Here is a 19,215-nt window from a genome sequence, read left to right as displayed (position 1 = left end):
ATATATTCTGACTTTTGTGAATTCTTAAAAATAAAAAATGAATAAAAAAAACATCGATATTAGGGTTATATTCTTCTTTGCAGTTTTATTATTGATAGGAATAGTTGCATTTATAATACAGTTTTTCAACCATGTAGATTGCGAAGATGTTAAGTTCTATATTTTCTCTGACCACTCGCAAAGCGAGGAATCCATTGAGTTTTATGACCGAACACATAATGCAAAAACATGGGAATGGGATTTTGGAGATGGGTCTTTATTAGATGTAAGAAGACATACTTTTCACGTGTATAAAAAACCTGGAAAATATAAAATTACATTAACCATAAATGGGGATTGTACCCATACTCGAGAACTCGTAATTAAGGATAAATATGCTGCAGATAAATTTGGAGCACCACAAATTATTGTCCCAAAAATAATCACCGCAGGACAACCTACCTATTTTAGATCCGTATCTGATGATGCAAAAACATGGGAATGGTCATTTGGGGAAAATAGAAGAGGAATTGACGAAACTTCAGAAAATCCTGTATACACTTTCTCAACTCCAGGTGAGAAAACAATTACGCTTATTATAAATGGAGATTTTAGTACTGTTGCCAAAAAAACGATCTATGTACATACCAGAGTAATTAAGAAAACAAATCCGCTGGATATAACGTCTTATGTGTATGAAAAAAAGGCAGAAGCTTTCTCATTACCAAGAGGTTCTGTTAAAAAAGACCCTCTGGAAGATATGCTACAATATGTGCCAGTTGCTCCAAAAACTAAAACACAAAAAGATAGTGTTGCCGCAGTAAAAAAAGCACCTAAAATATCCGAAGATCAGTTCGAAATCTTACTAACTAAAGTTGCCGAAGGAAGTAAAGTCAAAGATGATTTTTCTGAATACTTATGCGATGATTTAGACATTCCGATTGTAAAAAATGATAAAGATTTGTTGACTTTTTCACAATTATGTGCAGCTATTAAAGGCAAAAAAATAAAGATAGAATCAATACGATTAAACAAAGACAAACAAAATAATTGCATTAAAGGATTAAATATTAGCTATAAAGTAAAAAAATACTTGATCTGGACTAAAGATTAAAATAGTATGGAAGAAGAAAAAAACATTTTCAGCGTAGAATTACTAAGTGCATTTGAAATAGCAAGAAAAATTGCTAAAACCAATTCAAACAAATACTACTCGGCAGCCCATTTATTAAAAGCTATTTTAAACAGAGATTTATCTCTTTTGAAGCAACTTGAAACAATGGGAAAAGATGTTTATTATCTTGACGAATGGGCAGAAGTTCGAATGGAAGATGAACCAAAAACAAGTCAAGTTCTTAATGCAGAACCGAGCGATGTAATTGATGAAATCATCAAGGAAGCCGAATCGGTAAGATCCATATTAAATGAAGACGAAATTAGTCTTTATGCTATTATAGTAGCGTTAAGCTCACCTGGAGTAGGATTTAATTTCGACCAGATGAAAACATATCCTATTTCTCGAAACGAACTACTAGAAGACCAAACTAACATACCTCAGGAACTAAACGTTGCAAAACAGGAAGTTAAAAAAGGCTTTTTGGGGAAATATTGCATCCATAAAAATCTTGAAAAAAAGAAAAAGAGAATAGTCGCTATTGGTCGTGAAACTGAACTAAATACGATTAAAGAAATTCTTTGCAGATTTTCTAAACCCAATGTATTATTGATTGGTGATCGAGGTATTGGAAAATCAATTTTAATTGATACTCTCGTTCAAAATGTAATTGCAAATCAGGTTCCGGATGTTTTAAATAAAGTACAACTTTTTGAACTAGATTTATCTTCCCTAATTGCCGGAGCTTCTTATAAAGGTGAAATCGAAGACAGATTAAAAAATTGTATTCAGGAACTAAGACAGTATCCTAAAGCAATTCTTATTATCGAAGAAATTCATATTCTACTAGATAAAAACGGTGGAGATTCAGGCGTATCTAATGTTTTAAAAGGTGAATTAGCCAAAGGATTAAACATTATTGCAACATCTACAATCGATGAATACACCAAACGAATTGAGAAAGAACAAGGTTTATCGGGTATGTTTGAGATTGTAAAACTTGAAGAATCTGATGATGATACTTTGTTCCGAATGATTCGCGAGTCGATTAAAACATATCAGGAACATCATAAAATACAAATCGATGATGAGACTATTACAGAGTCTATTCGCCTATCTAAAAGATATTTAAAAGAAAAAAGTCTTCCAGAATCAGCAATTAATCTTATCGACCATACCATGTCGGTTTTAAAAACTTCTGGTGAAACTTTCCTTAAAGAAAAACAATCTATTCTGGATAAATTACAGCTTTTAAAACAAAATGAAGCTGGTTTATCTGAAGAACAATTAATAAAAGAAGCGAATTGGTTTCTGATAGATTTAATCAATAAAACAACATTTTTAATGGTTGTTGAGGAGCAAAATGACAATAAAACATTTGAAACTTCTGAGTCTATCATCAATCATATCGAAAGCCTGATAAGTGCTATTGAAGAAAGAGCTTTAGACAAACGTGTACATATTGAAGCTTTTGATTTATCGCTTATTATTGCTCAAAAAACAGGCATTCCTGCAGGAAAACTAAAAGAGGAAGAAAAACAGAAACTAAACAATATTGAAGAGGTTTTAGGCCGAAGAGTAATTGGTCAGGATCATTGTATTGCTACTGTTGCAGGATCTATTTTAGAATCAAGATCAGGCTTAAGTAAAGCAGGACAACCTATTGCATCATTCTTCTTTTTAGGGCCAACAGGAACAGGAAAAACAGAACTAGCAAAGAGTTTAGCAGAATTCCTTTTTCAGGATGAAAATGCTATTATACGCTTTGATATGTCTGAATTTAAAGAAGAGCATTCGGCAGCATTACTTTATGGAGCACCTCCGGGATATGTAGGTTATGAAGAAGGTGGATTATTGGTGAACAAGATAAGACAAAAACCATATTCTATCGTATTATTTGATGAGATCGAGAAAGCACATACTTCTGTTTATGATGTATTCTTGCAAATTATGGACGAAGGAAAGCTTCATGATCGTTTAGGTAAAGAAGGGGATTTCTCTAATGCTATTATCCTTTTTACTTCAAACATTGGTGCAGATCATATTGTAGAAACTTTTAATAGTGGTAAAATTCCAACTTCAACTTCCTTAATGGAAATTATGGGGAATTATTTCAGACCTGAGTTTTTAGGGCGATTAACTGAAATTGTTCCTTTTGCTCCTATTAGCAAAGAAAATGCATTAAAAATATTTGAAATCCATCTTAAAAAAGAGTTCATGGATTTACTAAAAAACATCAATATAACTGTTGAAATCCCGATGGAAGCTAAACTACATTTGGCAGAAAATGGATATAATGCTAAATATGGTGCAAGACCTATCAAGAGCATTATTCGCAGTCATTTAAGAAGACCATTGGCCAAGAAAATAATTTCGGGTGAAGTAAAAGATGGAGATAAAATGATTGTCGTAATCGAAAACGAAGAAGTAAAATGGATTAAAGAAGAAGTGTTAATTGACTCTCACAATTAATTAATTCTATTTTATAAAATGAAAAACGCTAAGTATCCTTAGCGTTTTTTTGTTTTTAACTATTTTATTCTTTCTAAACGCGTGGTAGATTATTCTAAAACCAAACCAATTTATCCATCGTCGTCTAGTTTTATTCCAATTTATTATGTCTTTATTTATTCTTTAAAAAAAATAATATCAAGATAAATATGCTTAATTAATAAGTATTTTTATAAATTCTTACAAGGATAAAATTTTAAATGTTTTTTTTGTAAAAAAATGTTAATTAAATTTTTACTCAGCTTTTAAACAGCTAAAAATAAAATAGTTAATACATGAATACGCTTTTTTTATTGTGTAAGATTTTTTCTAAACGGATAGGAATAATTAGAAATTAAGGTTGTAAATAATGGGATAATAGCAAAAAAGCCCAATCCTTAGTAATAAAGAATTGGGCTTTCTATTAAGTTTAACTCCTTTTTTAATTAGTAAATCAGCAGTTTTGTTTAAATAAATCTATTTAAACAGATTTAATTTTTAAAGATAGTATCGAGTATATATTGGCAAACCGTATTGCTTTCTATTTTATCTAATTTACCATTTTTACTTATAAATACGGGTTTATCGGCATCACTTTCAGGAATGCATCCATGAGAGCCTTTAACTAATGTCGCGTCAAGCGGAATCACATTCATAAGGGTACGAAAGCCAAGTTTTTTTCGAATTAATTTAAAAATGATTCGAGGCAAAATGAACTTCTTTTTAGGATCAAGAAAAAGTTCTACGGGATCATAACCTGTTTTTTTATGAATTTCTACAGTACGCGCAAAATCAGGTGCATCACTATCATCCAACCAATAGTAATAGGTAAACCAACTGTCTTGATTTGCAATAAGTACAAGATCACCCGAACGCTCATGATTAAGATGATGTGCTTTTTTCCCTTCATCATCTAAAACTTTAGCTACTCCAGCAATCTTTTCGAATAATTCTTTAAGCTCTTGGAGATCATTTTTATCTTTTACATATATATGCGCTATCTGATGATCTGCTAGTGCAAAAGCTCTGCACTCTCCAGCGTCTAATAATTCTAATCCTCGCTCAACTCGTATTTGTAAATATCCATTAGAGCGTAAAAATTTATTGATATGAATAGGGTTTGTAACCTTGGTGATACCATACTCGGATAAAACAATAACTTCTACTCCATTACTTTCGTAAAATTCAATTAAATCTTTGCATACTTTATCTATAGCTTTTACATCTTTGATTATTTCTGGCGATTTTGGAGCATATTTTTGACAGCAATAATCTAAATGAGGCAAATAAATTAATGTAAGCGTGGGTTTATACCATTCGTAAACCAACTTTGATGCATCGGCAATCCATTGGCTGGAACGTATGGTTGTTTTTGGTCCCCAAAAGTCAAATAATGGAAATGTTCCCAATCTCTCTTGCAAACGATCTCTTAAATTGGCTGGTTTGGAGTAGCAATCTGGTTTTTTCTGTCCATCTGCCCAATATTGCGGACGTGGTGTTACTGTATAATTAGCATCTGAATACATATTGTACCACCAAAACATATTGGCGCAAGTAAATGCTGGATCTATCTTTCGTGCTAAATCCCATATTTTTGGAGTCTGTATTAGTCTATTTGATTGTTTCCACATTTTTACTTCGGCATCAGTTCTATCATACCATCCATTGCCGACGATTCCGTGTTCAGAAGGCCATTTTCCGGTTAAATAAGTAGTTTGAGCCGAGCAAGTAAGAGCAGGAAGTACAGGTTCTATAATGCTTAAATGATTATTTTTTTTAAACCATTGGTGCAAAAAAAGTTCTGAATCCTCGAGTAAAGTAGTCGTAAGCCCTACCACATTTATAACGACTGTTTGTTGCATTGTTTTGTATTTGTATTTAAAGTAAGCTTAGGTGTATAACTGGCTCTTTTATATTATTGGTTACTCTGTTTATAACCCAATTTAATTCTCTCTCGATAGATTTTTCTAAGTCTGTTTGTAAATGAGTTGGCAGTACTTGCCACGTATAAGTCTCAACCTCTAGATGTTTGGTAAATGCTGTTTTACGCCAATTTTCCAAAACATTTACGATATCATTTTGTGTAGATTGTAATAGTTGGTAATCTTCTATAAATATAGGGACATGAAAATGCGTGCGAAGCTCCTTAAAGTCGTCCCGTTTCATGGCTTCTATTCCGTTTTTTAAATCATTAAATTTTAGTAACTCATCATTTGTAGTTTTAATTACAGCCTGATGCAAATACGTAGGTTCATCAAAAGTATGTAGGCATTTTTGCAATTCGTCAATTGGTACATTTGCAGAAGCGGTACATTTTAGAGCTGCGCTAATTTGCAATTTTCCAATCTTTAAACCATGCTTTTCCATTTTCTTAATTACGTCTTCACTTTCTTCAAACCCAATGGCAAAATGACAAACATCATAACAAAGCTGTATATGATTTCGTATGTATTCTTGTGCCTGAGATACAGTGCAAGAAAGGTTTATTGCTAATAATAAAGCGCCTTCTTTAAGTAAATAGTCTTCAAAAAAGGCAATATATTCATCACCGTTTTCAATAATACCATCAGGTTCTGGTTCTATATCCAGATGCATCATTATACCTTTGGCTTCATAAAATTCTACTAACTGTGTAACGACTGTTATTAATTGTTTTGTAGCAACTTGCTTGGCCTGAATTAAATCTGCTTCAGTTTTATACCAATGTTTATACGAAAGTGGTGAGGTCGAAATCCCTCCTTCTATCCCTGAAGGTAAAAGTTGTCCTAAAATGGTAAAAAGTAATTGTGTATAATTTAATCTTTCGCTACTTGTCCAATCAGGCAAATGAACTTTATCTTTAACTGGCTCATTATGAAAATTTCCATACGGAAAACCATTCATGGTAAATACATACATTTCATTTTGTGCTAACCAATCTTTAAAAAGGGATAGATTGTCATCTAATACCAATTCAGTTGCTGCTTGATATGAAAGACGTAAACCTATACCAAATGGCATATCTGGTGAAACTTTCTTTTTGAGAGGAACACAATAGGTCTTGATGCTATTAAAAACAGCTTCCCAAGATTCACCTGCATGAATGTTGGTACAATAGCTTAAATGACCATTTGTACTAATTAGCATACTTCGGTATTTAATTGGCAAAACGAATACAGATATTGAACAGATTCAGCAATTAGATTGTTATCAAGTGCATGTACTTCTTCTCCTGTACCAATATCACTTAATAACATAATTGTAAGCTGACCTCCCAAGTGTTCTCTAAACTCATCTAATCCTTTTATAACCTCATCAAAATGAGTGTCAAGAATAGGGTGATTTATGGCAAAGCCAAGGATTAAGAAACATTTTAAGATTCGATCCAAACTCGGTTTATCTATTTTATTTGATAAATAAGAATAGGCAACATCTAGAGCAATACCTATTGCAACGGCTTCTCCGTGGGTAATTTCGTAATTAGTAAGTTGCTCCATTTTGTGCGCTGCCCAATGTCCAAAGTCTAACGGACGTGATGAACCTTTCTCAAATGGATCTCCTTTTTTAGAAATATGATCGGTATGCAAAGCGGCACAACGGATAATAAGTGTTTCCATTACCGAAACATCCCTGTTATTGAGGGCTTGTGTATTGTTTTCTATCCAATCAAAAAAAGAAGCGTCTTTAATAAGTGCCACTTTTATAGCTTCGGATATTCCGGATCGCCAATTACGCTCGCTTAAAGTGGTTAAAAAATCAGAATCATTAAGTACAGCGTATGGTGGAGCAAATGTGCCCAGAAAGTTCTTTTTACCAAAATAATTCATGCTATTCTTTACGCCTACACCCGAATCATTTTGCGATAAAACAGTTGTAGGTATTCTGATAAGGCGCACGCCACGATGTGCAATTGCAGCAGCATAACCTACAGCATCTAGCACTGCTCCTCCTCCTATTGCGATAAGAAAAGAATGTCTGTCTATTTTGTTATTATTTATTAATTCTAATACAGCTTCAATGTATTCTGAGCTGTTTTTTACGTCCTCTCCTCCTTGTACTACAAGTATATTAGCTTCGGTAATAGCAAATTGATGCTCATTAAAATACCGAATAACTTTTGTTATAAACTGGCTTGTAGCATCTACAACTCCATTATCTATTACTATTGTTACTTTGGGTTGCTGAAAACCTGGTTCTTTTTTAATCACATCGATAAGTGATGTATTGTTTACTTCAAATAAGGAACGACTAAATATGATGTCATAATTAAATGTGACTTGAAAATTTTGCTGAAGTATATGTTGATGTTTCATTTTATGGAATTTATATTCAGGTAACGGCAAATTTTTTGGATAATAAAATAGACAATGGCAATAATGCCAGAACAAATAGCGCATAAACCAATCCTGCTGAGCCTGCTACATAACTGGCATTTAGCGGAATTAAAGATAGTACTCCTGTTTTTACAGCTTTTTGTATATTAACTGGTTGGTTATAAATGAAAGCTTTATATTTTGCAATAAAATTAATTCCGTACCAAAAAAGAAGAAACGGTAATAAGATCAAAAATCTAAAACCGAGTAACTGTCCTATATAAATAAATAGTGCTACAACTATAGCATCTAGAAATAAGGCAAAAAGTATAGATCCTTTATTATTACCAGATGCTTCTTTTTTGGCAGTAAGCGTGATGGCTGCAATAAATAAAATAGGAATTATACCAATGTACCAATAATTATAAACGGCATCATTACTAATACTCATTCCTAAAAGCAAATTCCCTCCCCGACAAAGTCCCATATTTAATGGGCCTATAACTGGGTAATGTTTGCTTATCTTATCATAACTAAGTGCGAGAAGACTAATGATAAAAGCTAAAATTCCGCTAAGAACTGATACTATAAAAGCTAGTCCAACTCCCATAAGTAACATTAGGCATCCAAGAAAAACAGCTTCTTTTTTGCTAACTAATCCACGCGGAAGTATTCTTTCTGGGCGGTTAATAGCATCTGATTTTAAATCGAAAATATCATTAAATACAATTCCGCCACCGTATAAACCTATAGTTGATGTTATTAGCAATAATGCATTAATTATAAAATTATTATTGTCACTATAAAAAATTAAAACTCCCGAAATAGCGATACCCGCAAGAATATCTGTCACGGCTGTAACAATATTTGCGGGACGCAATAAGGTTAATAAATAAAATAATTTACTAGACATTTAGTTTTCTATAATAATATTAGGATATACTATTTCTTGGGCTTCTTGTCCTCTTAGCACGCTACTTCCTTCAAATAAGGTGTCTTGGGTAATAACCATTTCGTTTTTCCAGTCATCTTCATGCATTTGCCCGCTTTGCCCATAAGCTGTAAGGGCATTTTTGTAACAGGTTAAATGCACATCTTCTTTGGCAATTCCTCTTTCGAGCATTAAAGCTGCTGTTTTAGGAACTGATAAAGGATCACTTACACCCCAATCGGCAGAACTATCTACAATAATACGGTCGGAACCATATTGTTTTACAACCTCAACCATGCGTTCATTTCCCATTTTTGTATTAGGATAAATGGTAAAAGCTGCCCAATATCCTCTATCCAGAACTTGTTTAGCGGTTTCTTCATTATTATGATCTATAACTACCATATGAGGCGCAATACCGTGTTCTTCTAACACATCCATGCTTCTAATAGTTCCGTTCTTTTTATCTCGGTGTGGCGTATGAACCATTACTGGTAAATTAAATTTTAGTGCCAGCTCAATCTGTAACCTAAAATATTTATCCTCAGCTGGAGTTTGATCATCATAACCAATCTCTCCAATAGCAACAACTCCTTCTTTGGCAGCAAATAATGGCAATAAGTGCATTACTTTTTCTGCAAGAGCTTCGTTGTTTGCTTCTTTAGAGTTTAAACCTATGGTACAATAATGCTTAATCCCGAATTGTGAGGCTCTAAATCTTTCCCAACCTACCAAAGTGCTAAAATAATCTTTGAATGAAGAAGCTTCTGTTCTAGCTTGTCCTAACCAAAAAGCGGGTTCTATAACGGCTACAATACCTGCAGCACGCATAGCTTGGTAATCATCAGTCGTTCTGGATACCATATGAATATGTGGATCTATATAATACATATACTAAGATTTTAATTGTGAATAATATTTTGTTCCTATTTCATTCCATGTAATAGCACTTTCTAATAGTACTTCATTAGGAATTTCGCTCTCTTTGTAAAACGAGCTTTCTTTTAAAACTTTTATAGCCGCTTGTTTGGTTAATGTATCCCCAGTTTGTAAAGCATTTAGCAAATCGGCAGCTATTTCCTGATTTACATAACCATCAACTAATCTCCATATTTCGGGTGTTACTAATCTGCCTGCCGACCAACGCTCGTGAATGTAATCATGAACTATTAAGGCTAATTTTTCATTTTTACGCAAGTCTAAATCAATGATTTGATACAACGGTCGTCCCATAAAAACGGCTTTTAAAACCAATTGATTCCAAGGATCTGTAGGCAAATATTTTGCAGGAAATGGATTTGCTAATGCAATTGCATCAAAAACGGCAACCATATTTGTTCTGATTCCTTCCTGAACCATTAAGACAAAATCGGGAGCATTCTTTAAGAAATACAATCCTTTATACAAACAAACAAGCTCTTTTATAGCGGCCATTTCGGCCAAATTTTTTATTATCTCAACATTTTGCTCTACTGGTAAATGAACCATTAACAAACAGCGACAAAGCTGTTGCAAATCCCAATTGCTCTGTGTAAAACCAGGATATAATTCTTCTAGTTGTACCTTTTCCTGTTCAGTCCATTCTGGAATAACGGGAGAGATATTTCTAGAGATTAATCCAAACACTTGAAAAAACTGTGCGGAATTTTCAAAAATGATATTTCCTCTAAACCAATCTAATTCAGATCCCGAAAGTTTGCTCTGAATTATTTCTTTTATTAGTTCTCCAGAATCTGTTTTGGTTGGTGTTGCTATCATTGTTTTATAACTTTACTAATTACGCTATCACAAGCTGTTACTTTAAGATGTTCTCTCGAATAACCAAAGAATTGTTATCTGGATCTCTAAAAAAGAAAAACTGATCTACATATCCTTTGTTTGAAATATTAGAGATAATCTCTGCGCCATCTATTACATCAATTACTACATTCTGGGATTTAAAATAAACGAGTGTTGCCTGTATATCATCTACAATAAAAGTTGGTACGGTTCCCGTTTCTGGCAATGGATAAAATGGCGAGTCAATATCTTTATATAATCCAAGCATAAAACCATTTTCGGTTTTATGATTTAGATACAATTGTATAAAAGACTCCATACCATAATTTCCATCGGAATTAAGAGTGTATTTATCATCAACCTTAAATGCCAGAACTTCTTCATAAAACTTTTGAGACACAAGAATATCACTCACTGATAATTTAATAACTACTGCTTTTGACTTGAATTTCATTTTAGAATTTTCTGTTTTTATTCCAATAAATTACTCTCCAACAACATATTCATAACTAGGACCAGCTACAAAACCCGGATGATTAGGATCTGGAATCGCCAACAACTTAATAGCATATAATCGCAAAGAGAACATTAGCCCCATTGCAGTATTAATTTTCTCTGGTTCGCCATTAAATGTTTCGTGTAAACTATTAAGTAATGAAGTATAGTTGTAATTAAAAAACTTGCTATTAATGTATGCTTGAGAATCCTTTGGATAATCGTCCATTTTAGGATTTGGCCACATATTAGGTACTAATTTCGGATTAAAAGGAATTAGAGGTTCACCAAACATATACCCTCCTGTAGGATCTTGCTGTATTGTTTTACCTTTATAAATTTCTTCAAAACGATAATAGTGTGCTAGTTCAGTAACATTCCCATCATCTGCAGAAGTTACAAATGGATTTGTTGTTGTTCCTTCTCCCTGATCAATAATGATGTCTATACCTCGTATAGCTGTTTCTTCATCGACAATTGGAAATAATAAAGAAGCATCATAAAAATTTTCAAAAGTCATTTGATAATTCGGATTTCCAACAAATATTGTCTTTCCTTCTGCTTTTGCAGCAGCTTCAAGTTCACTTATTATTTCCTTTATTCTAGTATAAAACACTCCAATAGTAATTACATCAGAAACTGCCATACGATTATGAATATCAATTGGTTTCTCAGGCTCTTCAATTGCCATAAAAACCTCATTAACAAGTTCTAATGTGAATTTTTTAATTGGCACCTGTAGCCCATCTACCACAGAACCTGGTAATGGTCCGGGATATGTTGGTATAAAACCAGGTTTATTAATAACTGGACTACCTCCTATTGCATTTAATATATTACAGGCTATTGACATGTGTAACATTTCTTCGCCAACTACAGAACTTATTAAATTTGCTATCTGGTCGTTACCCGTTTCAAAAAGTGTAAATTTTGCCGTTAGATAAGGAGGGATTGTTGCATGTTCTAATTCAATGGCATTTTGCAGTGCCACTTTAAGATCCGCAAGAGTTTCTATTTTTATTGTTTTTAAGAATATCATAATTAGATTTTTATTTTATGAGTACTATGCTTTAGTTCCAGTTCCATTATCAATAATACCTTGTAAGTAGTTTAAGATAACCGTCTTTTTATATTTAGAAAGATCTCTTGTAGCAGGCATATAATTTGGATCTTCGGGATCTTTGCTAAAAACTAAATGCAATATTTGTGCGTTATTTTCAAACACCGCTTTATCAGCCAGATTAAAAATTCCTTTGGACATCAACGGATACAAATTGGCGTATTGCTGCATGATAGGCTGTATAAAGCTTTCCCAATCTGGTTGAATTCCCGAAAGCGTTTTAGGTCCATTAAAAATTAGAACACTTAAAGTATTAGAAGGATTTATGTTATTTGGAAAAGTTGCTAGTTGACTCTGTAAGCAATAATTAATACTATAATATTGTCCATCCATAAACTGTGGCGGGTCATAACCAATTAAGTTATATTCTGTTTTATCGCTATTTAACTGATAATATTTAAATTCACGCACAAGTCCTGGATCACTATATGGAATAGTAATGGAAACAAATCCATTATTATCTGTTGCCAGGGTAGCAGAAGGATTTTTTTGGTCTGCTGAAATACCCAATGCTGTTATCGGAGTGCCATTTATTGGACTTGGAGCTAAATTCTGAAATGAATATGGGGGTAATAACGGAGCGTTATTGGCGCTAGGCGGATTTTTAAAATGTGATTTATAGCCGTTGTCATTAACACCTGACTGGAATATAGAAATTACTGTATTTGCCAAAGGTTTCCCAAATGATGTTGCGTAAAAATTAACAACAAATGGGTCGTCAATCTCTTGATCAGGATCTAGTCTGAATACAAATTTATCTGCACACACATAGTCTACAGACTCTGTATAAATTACGCTTGAAGTTTGATTTTTTGTCACAGTAAAAACATTGTCTGGACTAATAAGGATTTGCGTAATAGCTAATGGGTATTGGTTAATGAGATTCAATTGCTCATCAGACAACGGAAAAGTTAAGATTCCTGATGTTCCCATATACCAATCAGGATTTGAATAATCAATTTTCCCAATATCTACATAACTTACTGTTTCCGCAGTACTTGTATCAATAACTAGATGCAAATCTACAAATGAGTTTACTACTCCTCCTGTAGAAAATTGTAGTGCATTACCAAAATCAAGAACAACTTGATTCAATTTTTCATCTACTAATGCAGTAGCATAATTGTAACCTGGTACTGCAGGAAATAATTGTCTCCCTAACACAAAATGCTTAGGCTCGCTGTTACTTGAAGGCCCTATCGAACCCGTGATTCTTCCTAAGGTAAATTGTGGAGAGGTGTAATCTCCATTATATCTGTCTACATTAAACTGTATCGATAATTGATCTGCACTGGCAGATTTTAACTCATTAAGATATCTTGAGTTAGATATTTCAAAATTCCATTCGATATTTTTTAGAATGGACTGATAAGTTGCTCCTGCCGCTGAATCTGCTGATTGATCAACTGATCTGTTAAACCAAATATTGCTAAAGGCAGCTACATCATAATCTCCTTTTACAAGGGTATCGCCCTCATTATTTACAATTCGTACAATAAATCCCCAAAGTTGAGAAACCATTTGTTGCTGACTATCTAAATCTACAATTTTACCTGCTGTACGTGCATTAGTATCTATGATAGTCATACCAATAACAGGATCTAATAATGAATCATCAGTACTTGTTCCGTCCTGATAGGTAACGCTTGTAATTTTACAACCTAAAAATCTCCAATTGCCCGTACCATCTGGATTCCACCAACCGTTTGGAGTATCAGCCGTACTGTAATCCTGAAAATCAGGTTCGAATGTTTCATTATTAAAATGTGAGGGATCATTATTTACAGTCGAAGGATCGGCCTGAAATTGCCCAGAAAATGTAAGACGAGGGACGTTTAGGTATGACATGAATTTAATGTTTTAGCTATTATTAAAAATTACTATTGAAATAAATCGGATTGAAAGTAGGTTTCTCTAGTAAATTTAATTTATCATAATAGTCAGGCATGATAAAATGTTATGTAGTCCGTGTTTTTAGGTATAAACAGGAAAAAAATGGGTATGAGTTTTTTTGAGAAGAAATAAACTGAAAAGCCTAATCTCACTCATAGTTTTTGCAACTTAATTTAGCAAGAAATGGATTTTTAAGAAGACAGCCGGAAATTATATTTGTGTAAATATAAAAAGTCATGAAAAATTTTAAAATTGTTCCTTTAACAAAAGAATTTGCAGATAAGATTCGCAAATCGAATACAGATAATTTCGGAAACCAAGTGTACGAACAACTCGCATCAGGCAAAGGACCGTGTAGGGTTTCTTTAAAGCCATTTAAAGTTGGTGAAGATATGCGGTTGGTTTTTGCTCATAGTCCATTTTCTATACAGAATGCCTTTAATCAATCGGGGCCGATATTTATTCATAAAAATGAAGTTGAACAATATACTGATATTTACAATTTCCCTGTAGAAATAAAAGCCGATAAAGTAAGTTTCCCTTTAACATTAATTGGTTATAACTCGGAGCAAAAAATGATTTTCACAAAATTGGTTGGTGATAACGATGTCGATTTATTGATTTCTGAAATTTTTAAAGAAGAAAAGAATATTGAGTATCTGCACGCAAGAAACGCCGAAGCTGGATGTTTTATCTGTAAAATAGAAAGAGTGTAATTACACACATTCCGTAAATATTTCAAATTAACGTTTTAATTATACCTAAAAAAGCGATAAACCCTGAGATTTATCGCTTTTTATATAGCTAAATAGTTTTTGAACTTCGTTTTACTCTCTTGCCATTTTTACTTTAAACTCATGCTCTACATTTTGATAAGCATCATTACTTACATCATAGACCACTTTGGCAATAGTTCCTCCTGCAAAATCATATTTGGCTTTGTATTGTTTGCTCACTGGATCACCAGAATCGCGACCAATACACAAACCTTCGCCTGAAAGCGCATAATGACCTGCCTGAGTACGGAAAGGTTTTTCTTCTACCACTTTTCCATCTACATAAAGTTTCATTGTTCCTAAAGTTTCATTTTTATCGGTCATTTTTTCTTTTATAAATTCAACCCCAACAATATGTTGTCCGCTTGCAGGCAATGATGTACTTAAAACTTGCTCAGGAGCCAGTCCCAAAAAGTTGTATACATAATTTAGTTTGCCTCCGCTAACAAATAAACTGTAACCACCAAAACGGGAACCTTGTGAAACAATAACACCTTTTGTGTTTTTTGTAAAATCTACTTCGGCCAAAATTTTAAAAGAACGCCCAAGCGTTGGTGCTGCAGAAGCTTCTGGAATTTCAGTTGTTCCGGGATAATAAATAAATTTACCGTCAGCAGGAATTTCTTTATGATATTCCATTGCATGAAATTCGTTTACCGAAACGTCATTTAATGGTAAAACATTATATTTTTTAGCTTCATCCATCCATACTTGCTCTAGTTCTTTAACCTTATCTGGGTATTTTGCTGCAAGATCTGTAGATTCTGATCGATCTGCATCTACATGATATAATTCCCATTGATCTTTATCAAAGTTTCCTATATTTACCGGAAGCGCACCGTGAATTGCTGTGGCTTTCCAGCCATCTTTCCAGATTCCTCTGGTTCCAACCATTTCATAATATTGCACTTTTTTGGTTGTTGCAGCTTTGCCATTATCAAAGCTATATTTCATAGAAACACCTACTAGCGGAGTTTGTTTTACACCATCTACAACATCAGGCATTTTTACCCCACAAACGTCTAATATAGTTGGTACAATATCAGTACAATGGTGGTATTGACTTCTAATTTCTCCTTTGGCTTTAATACCTTTTGGCCAGCAAATAACAAGCGGATCTGCAGTACCACCACTATATCCAGAATATCTCTTAAACATTTTAAACGGAGTCGAAAAAGCAACTGCCCAACCCGTAGGATAATGATTATAGGTATCTTGTGAACCTAATTTATCAATCATGCTTAAATTAACTTTCATATCGTCTGGATAAGCATTAAAGAAATTGTTTTCGTTTACAGAACCATTTGGCGAACCCTCTCCAGATGCACCATTATCTGCACAATACATGATTAAAGTATTATCAAATTGTCCTGAATCTTTTAGGTATTTAATTACACGCCCCACCTCAAAATCGGTGTATTCAGAGTAAGCAGCGTAAACCTCGGCCATACGGCTGAATAATTTTTTTTCATCTGCCGTGAGCGTATTCCATGGTCTTACCGTATCCCCTTCAGAAAATTTTCCTTTTGGCATTGGGTTTATAGGAGTTAGTTTAGTGTCTTTAGGTAAAATTCCTTTATCAATCATTCGCTTTAATACCCAATCTCTATATGCCTCATATCCATCATCAAATTTGCCTTTATATTTAGCAATATAATCAGCCGGTGCGTGATGCGGCGCATGATTTGCTCCCGGATTATACCACATAAACCAAGGTTTATCGGGTTTAGACTGTTTTGTGTCCTGAATATATGCAATTGCTTTATCTGCAAGATCTTTACTTAAATGATAACCATCTTCAGGCTGATAAGGCTGTTCTATAAAATGATTATCTTCTATTAAACCTGGATACCATTGATTTGTTTCGCCACCTATAAAACCGTAAAAACGATCAAAACCTAGTCCCAAAGGCCAACGATCTTTGGAGGAAGCCATATCGAGCGCATCAACAGGAACATTGTGGTTTTTTCCAATCCAGAAGGTAGACCATCCTGCCTGACGAAGAACGGTAGCAAGAGTAGCATTTTCTTTAGGAATATGTCCGCTATAACCAGGGAATCCTACAGCAGACTCAGATATAGAACCGAATCCGTTTTGGTGGTGATTTCGTCCTGTTAATAGTGTAGAACGTGTAGGCGAACATACAGATGTAGTATGCCATTGGGTATAGGTTATACCATCTTTTGCAAGAGCATCCATAGTTGGCATATTAATACGACCGCCATAAGGAGACCAAGCTGCAAAACCAGTATCATCATACAATATAATTAATACATTAGGAGCGTCTTTTGGTGCTTTAGTTTCCAGAAATGCTGGCCAATCCCCTTTTGAATCACGAATATCTAATTTGATATCCCCTTTAAAAGTTTTATCTCCTTGGCTAGGAGGATTTTGTGCCATTGCTGTTACGCAACATAATAAAATTAAATTTTTAAAGATTTGTTTCATAATCATAAAGGTTTATTGTTAATTCATGTCTTTAAAATCAACTAAATTCTTGGCTTCAGCCTCATAGAAAACATATTAAGATTGAGCTGCTTAAGTTGTTTTGCTTTCCATTTTTTATTCTGTATAAATCAAAGTTACATATTGTATAAAGTGCTACTAGAGGTATTTTGTTGCATCTTATAAAATGAAACAAGAAACTGAAACACGTCAATCTAAATATCTTTTTAAGAGAACCTCAGAATATTTTTTTTAACAGATAAAAACTATCACAATAAAGGCTTAAAGAGGGTAGCAAATAATATAGTGTTTCATCATTTTTCTTTAACTTAGCACAGTAAATCTTAAATTATAAGATTAAAACAAACTTTGTTTTTTGCAAACGACTGAATGAAAAAACGTTACTTATTTTTTTCTTACATTTTTTTGGAAAAGCATTTTTATAATAATTTTAGTTAATTGAAAACTATGAATAAATTTGATTTTGGAATCGTAGGACTAGGTGTTATGGGACGTAACTTACTTTTGAACATTGCGAGCCATAACTTTGCGGCTGCAGGTTTAGATTTAGATACCGAAAAAGTTAATTCTCTGCAACAAGAAGCAGATTCTGATCACACCATTGAAGCTACAACAGATGTTAAACATTTTGTAGAACTTATACAAAAGCCAAGAGCTATTATGCTACTTGTTCCTGCAGGAAAACCTGTAGACAGCGCAATAGCAAGTTTACTGCCTCATTTAGATCAGGGAGATATTATAATTGATGGAGGTAACACTTATTTTACGGATACTGACAGAAGGTTTTTAGAATTATCTGCTAAGGGAATTCACTTTTTTGGAATGGGAATTTCTGGTGGAGAAAAAGGTGCAAGATTTGGTCCTGCAATGATGCCTGGTGGAGATCAGAAAGCATACGAAAGACTTCGTCCAATTTTTGAAGCTATTGCTGCAAAAGTAGATGGTGAACCTTGTGTAGAATATTTAGGAAACGGTTCTGCCGGAAACTATGTAAAAATGGTTCACAACGGAATTGAATACGGAATCATGCAGTTAATCTCTGAGATTTATGACCTAATGAAACGTGGTTATAATCTTGATGAAGATACGATTCAGAAAACTTTTGAAGAATGGAACCAAACCGATGATCTTAAATCGTATTTGATCGAAATTACGGGAAACATTCTGAAAGAAAAAGATACTGACGGAACCCGATTAATCAATAAAATTTCAGATTGGGCAAAATCTAAAGGAACAGGAAAATGGACTTCGCAAAACGCAATGGATTTACAAGTTCCTGTACCAACTATCGATGCTGCTGTAGTTATGCGCGATATGTCTAAAACAAAACCAGAAAGAATTGAAGCCGCTAAAAAATTAGTTTGGAATGCTGCCGAAACCGATGTAAATACAACCGAAGCAATTGCTGCATTAAAATCTGCATTATACTTTTCTATAGTGGTAACTTATGCACAAGGATTAGCTCAGCTTCATACTGCTTCTAAAGAATATAATTACGGATTAAATCTTGAAACTGTTGCCAAAATATGGCGCGGTGGATGTATTATTCGTGCCAACATTTTAGAAGATTTCAGAAAAGCGTATGTTACAAAAACAGATTTACCTAACTTACTTTTAGATGCTGGAATCGCTTCAAAATTAACAGAAAACCAATCAGGAATGAGAGCAGTTATACAATTTGCTGTACAAAAAGGATTGCCTGTAGCTGGACTCATGAACTCATTGGCTTATTTTGATGCATACAGATCAGAAAATCTACCAACAAATTTAATTCAGGCACAACGTGATTATTTTGGAGCACATACCTACGAACGTATTGATACGACAGGTGTTTTCCATACACAATGGTCTGAATAAAGAACTTTAAGCAACACAACACA

At 33.7% G+C, this 19,215-nt stretch carries 14 protein-coding genes; 4 read left to right on the top strand and 10 right to left on the bottom strand.

Features of this window, described 5'->3' with window-relative positions; genetic code table 11:
• Nucleotides 1–37 precede the first annotated feature (37 nt).
• Both IW20_RS22830 and IW20_RS22825 read left to right on the top strand, forming a co-directional pair.
• The gene (locus IW20_RS22830) at nucleotides 38–1,093 is read left to right on the top strand and encodes a PKD domain-containing protein (RefSeq protein WP_035628064.1); all 1,056 of its coding nucleotides are present in this window, start codon (nucleotides 38–40) and stop codon (nucleotides 1,091–1,093) included.
• A 6-nt stretch (nucleotides 1,094–1,099) separates the two neighbouring features.
• Nucleotides 1,100–3,565 carry an AAA family ATPase gene (locus tag IW20_RS22825; RefSeq protein WP_035628062.1) on the top strand — a complete coding sequence of 822 codons (2,466 nt, stop codon included), beginning with the start codon at nucleotides 1,100–1,102 and terminating at the stop codon, nucleotides 3,563–3,565.
• 509 nt (nucleotides 3,566–4,074) lie between these two features.
• On the opposite strand, the gene IW20_RS22820 is transcribed toward IW20_RS22825, so the two are convergent.
• Genes IW20_RS22820 through IW20_RS22780 form a run of 9 tightly spaced genes read right to left on the bottom strand, consistent with a single transcriptional unit; the run spans nucleotide 4,075 to nucleotide 14,048 of the window.
• Entirely contained in the window at nucleotides 4,075–5,445 is a 1,371-nt protein-coding gene (locus tag IW20_RS22820; protein WP_035628060.1) for an alkaline phosphatase family protein, read from the bottom strand.
• A 16-nt stretch (nucleotides 5,446–5,461) separates the two neighbouring features.
• The gene (eboE, locus tag IW20_RS22815; RefSeq protein ID WP_035628059.1) at nucleotides 5,462–6,709 is read right to left on the bottom strand and encodes a metabolite traffic protein EboE; all 1,248 of its coding nucleotides are present in this window, start codon (nucleotides 6,707–6,709) and stop codon (nucleotides 5,462–5,464) included.
• Nucleotides 6,703–7,875 carry a 3-dehydroquinate synthase gene (locus IW20_RS22810; RefSeq protein WP_035628057.1) on the bottom strand — a complete coding sequence of 391 codons (1,173 nt, stop codon included), beginning with the start codon at nucleotides 7,873–7,875 and terminating at the stop codon, nucleotides 6,703–6,705. Before IW20_RS22810 ends, eboE begins: the two co-directional genes overlap by 7 nt.
• Before the next feature lie 16 nt (nucleotides 7,876–7,891).
• A complete protein-coding gene (eboC, locus tag IW20_RS22805; RefSeq protein WP_035628055.1) occupies nucleotides 7,892–8,788 on the bottom strand; it encodes a UbiA-like protein EboC in 897 nt (298 codons plus the stop codon).
• A complete protein-coding gene (locus tag IW20_RS22800; protein WP_035628053.1) occupies nucleotides 8,789–9,697 on the bottom strand; it encodes a TatD family hydrolase in 909 nt (302 codons plus the stop codon).
• 3 nt (nucleotides 9,698–9,700) lie between these two features.
• Nucleotides 9,701–10,564, bottom strand: coding sequence for an EboA domain-containing protein (locus tag IW20_RS22795; protein ID WP_051886136.1), 864 nt, complete (start codon nucleotides 10,562–10,564; stop codon nucleotides 9,701–9,703).
• Between the two features lie 37 nt (nucleotides 10,565–10,601).
• Nucleotides 10,602–11,039 (bottom strand): VOC family protein, encoded by a 438-nt coding sequence (locus IW20_RS22790; protein ID WP_035628051.1) that lies wholly within the window; start codon nucleotides 11,037–11,039, stop codon nucleotides 10,602–10,604.
• A 30-nt stretch (nucleotides 11,040–11,069) separates the two neighbouring features.
• A complete protein-coding gene (locus IW20_RS22785; protein WP_035628050.1) occupies nucleotides 11,070–12,119 on the bottom strand; it encodes a ferritin-like domain-containing protein in 1,050 nt (349 codons plus the stop codon).
• Nucleotides 12,120–12,143: 24 nt separating this feature from the next.
• A complete protein-coding gene (locus tag IW20_RS22780) occupies nucleotides 12,144–14,048 on the bottom strand; it encodes a hypothetical protein (protein WP_035628048.1) in 1,905 nt (634 codons plus the stop codon).
• A 281-nt stretch (nucleotides 14,049–14,329) separates the two neighbouring features.
• On the opposite strand from IW20_RS22780, the gene IW20_RS22775 reads away from it, so the two are divergent.
• The gene (locus tag IW20_RS22775; RefSeq protein ID WP_035628046.1) at nucleotides 14,330–14,809 is read left to right on the top strand and encodes a DUF1203 domain-containing protein; all 480 of its coding nucleotides are present in this window, start codon (nucleotides 14,330–14,332) and stop codon (nucleotides 14,807–14,809) included.
• Nucleotides 14,810–14,920: 111 nt separating this feature from the next.
• On the opposite strand, the gene IW20_RS22770 is transcribed toward IW20_RS22775, so the two are convergent.
• Entirely contained in the window at nucleotides 14,921–17,317 is a 2,397-nt protein-coding gene (locus IW20_RS22770) for an arylsulfatase (RefSeq protein WP_081912550.1), read from the bottom strand.
• Nucleotides 17,318–17,782: 465 nt separating this feature from the next.
• On the opposite strand from IW20_RS22770, the gene gndA reads away from it, so the two are divergent.
• Nucleotides 17,783–19,192: an NADP-dependent phosphogluconate dehydrogenase gene (gndA, locus tag IW20_RS22765; protein ID WP_035628044.1), complete on the top strand. Its 1,410-nt coding sequence runs from the start codon at nucleotides 17,783–17,785 to the stop codon at nucleotides 19,190–19,192.
• Nucleotides 19,193–19,215: the final 23 nt, after the last annotated feature.

This window comes from Flavobacterium hydatis (assembly GCF_000737695.1).
Taxonomy (GTDB): domain Bacteria; phylum Bacteroidota; class Bacteroidia; order Flavobacteriales; family Flavobacteriaceae; genus Flavobacterium; species Flavobacterium hydatis.
The sequence above is the reverse complement of the archived record's forward strand: the minus strand, read 5'-3'. Positions and strand labels throughout refer to the sequence as shown.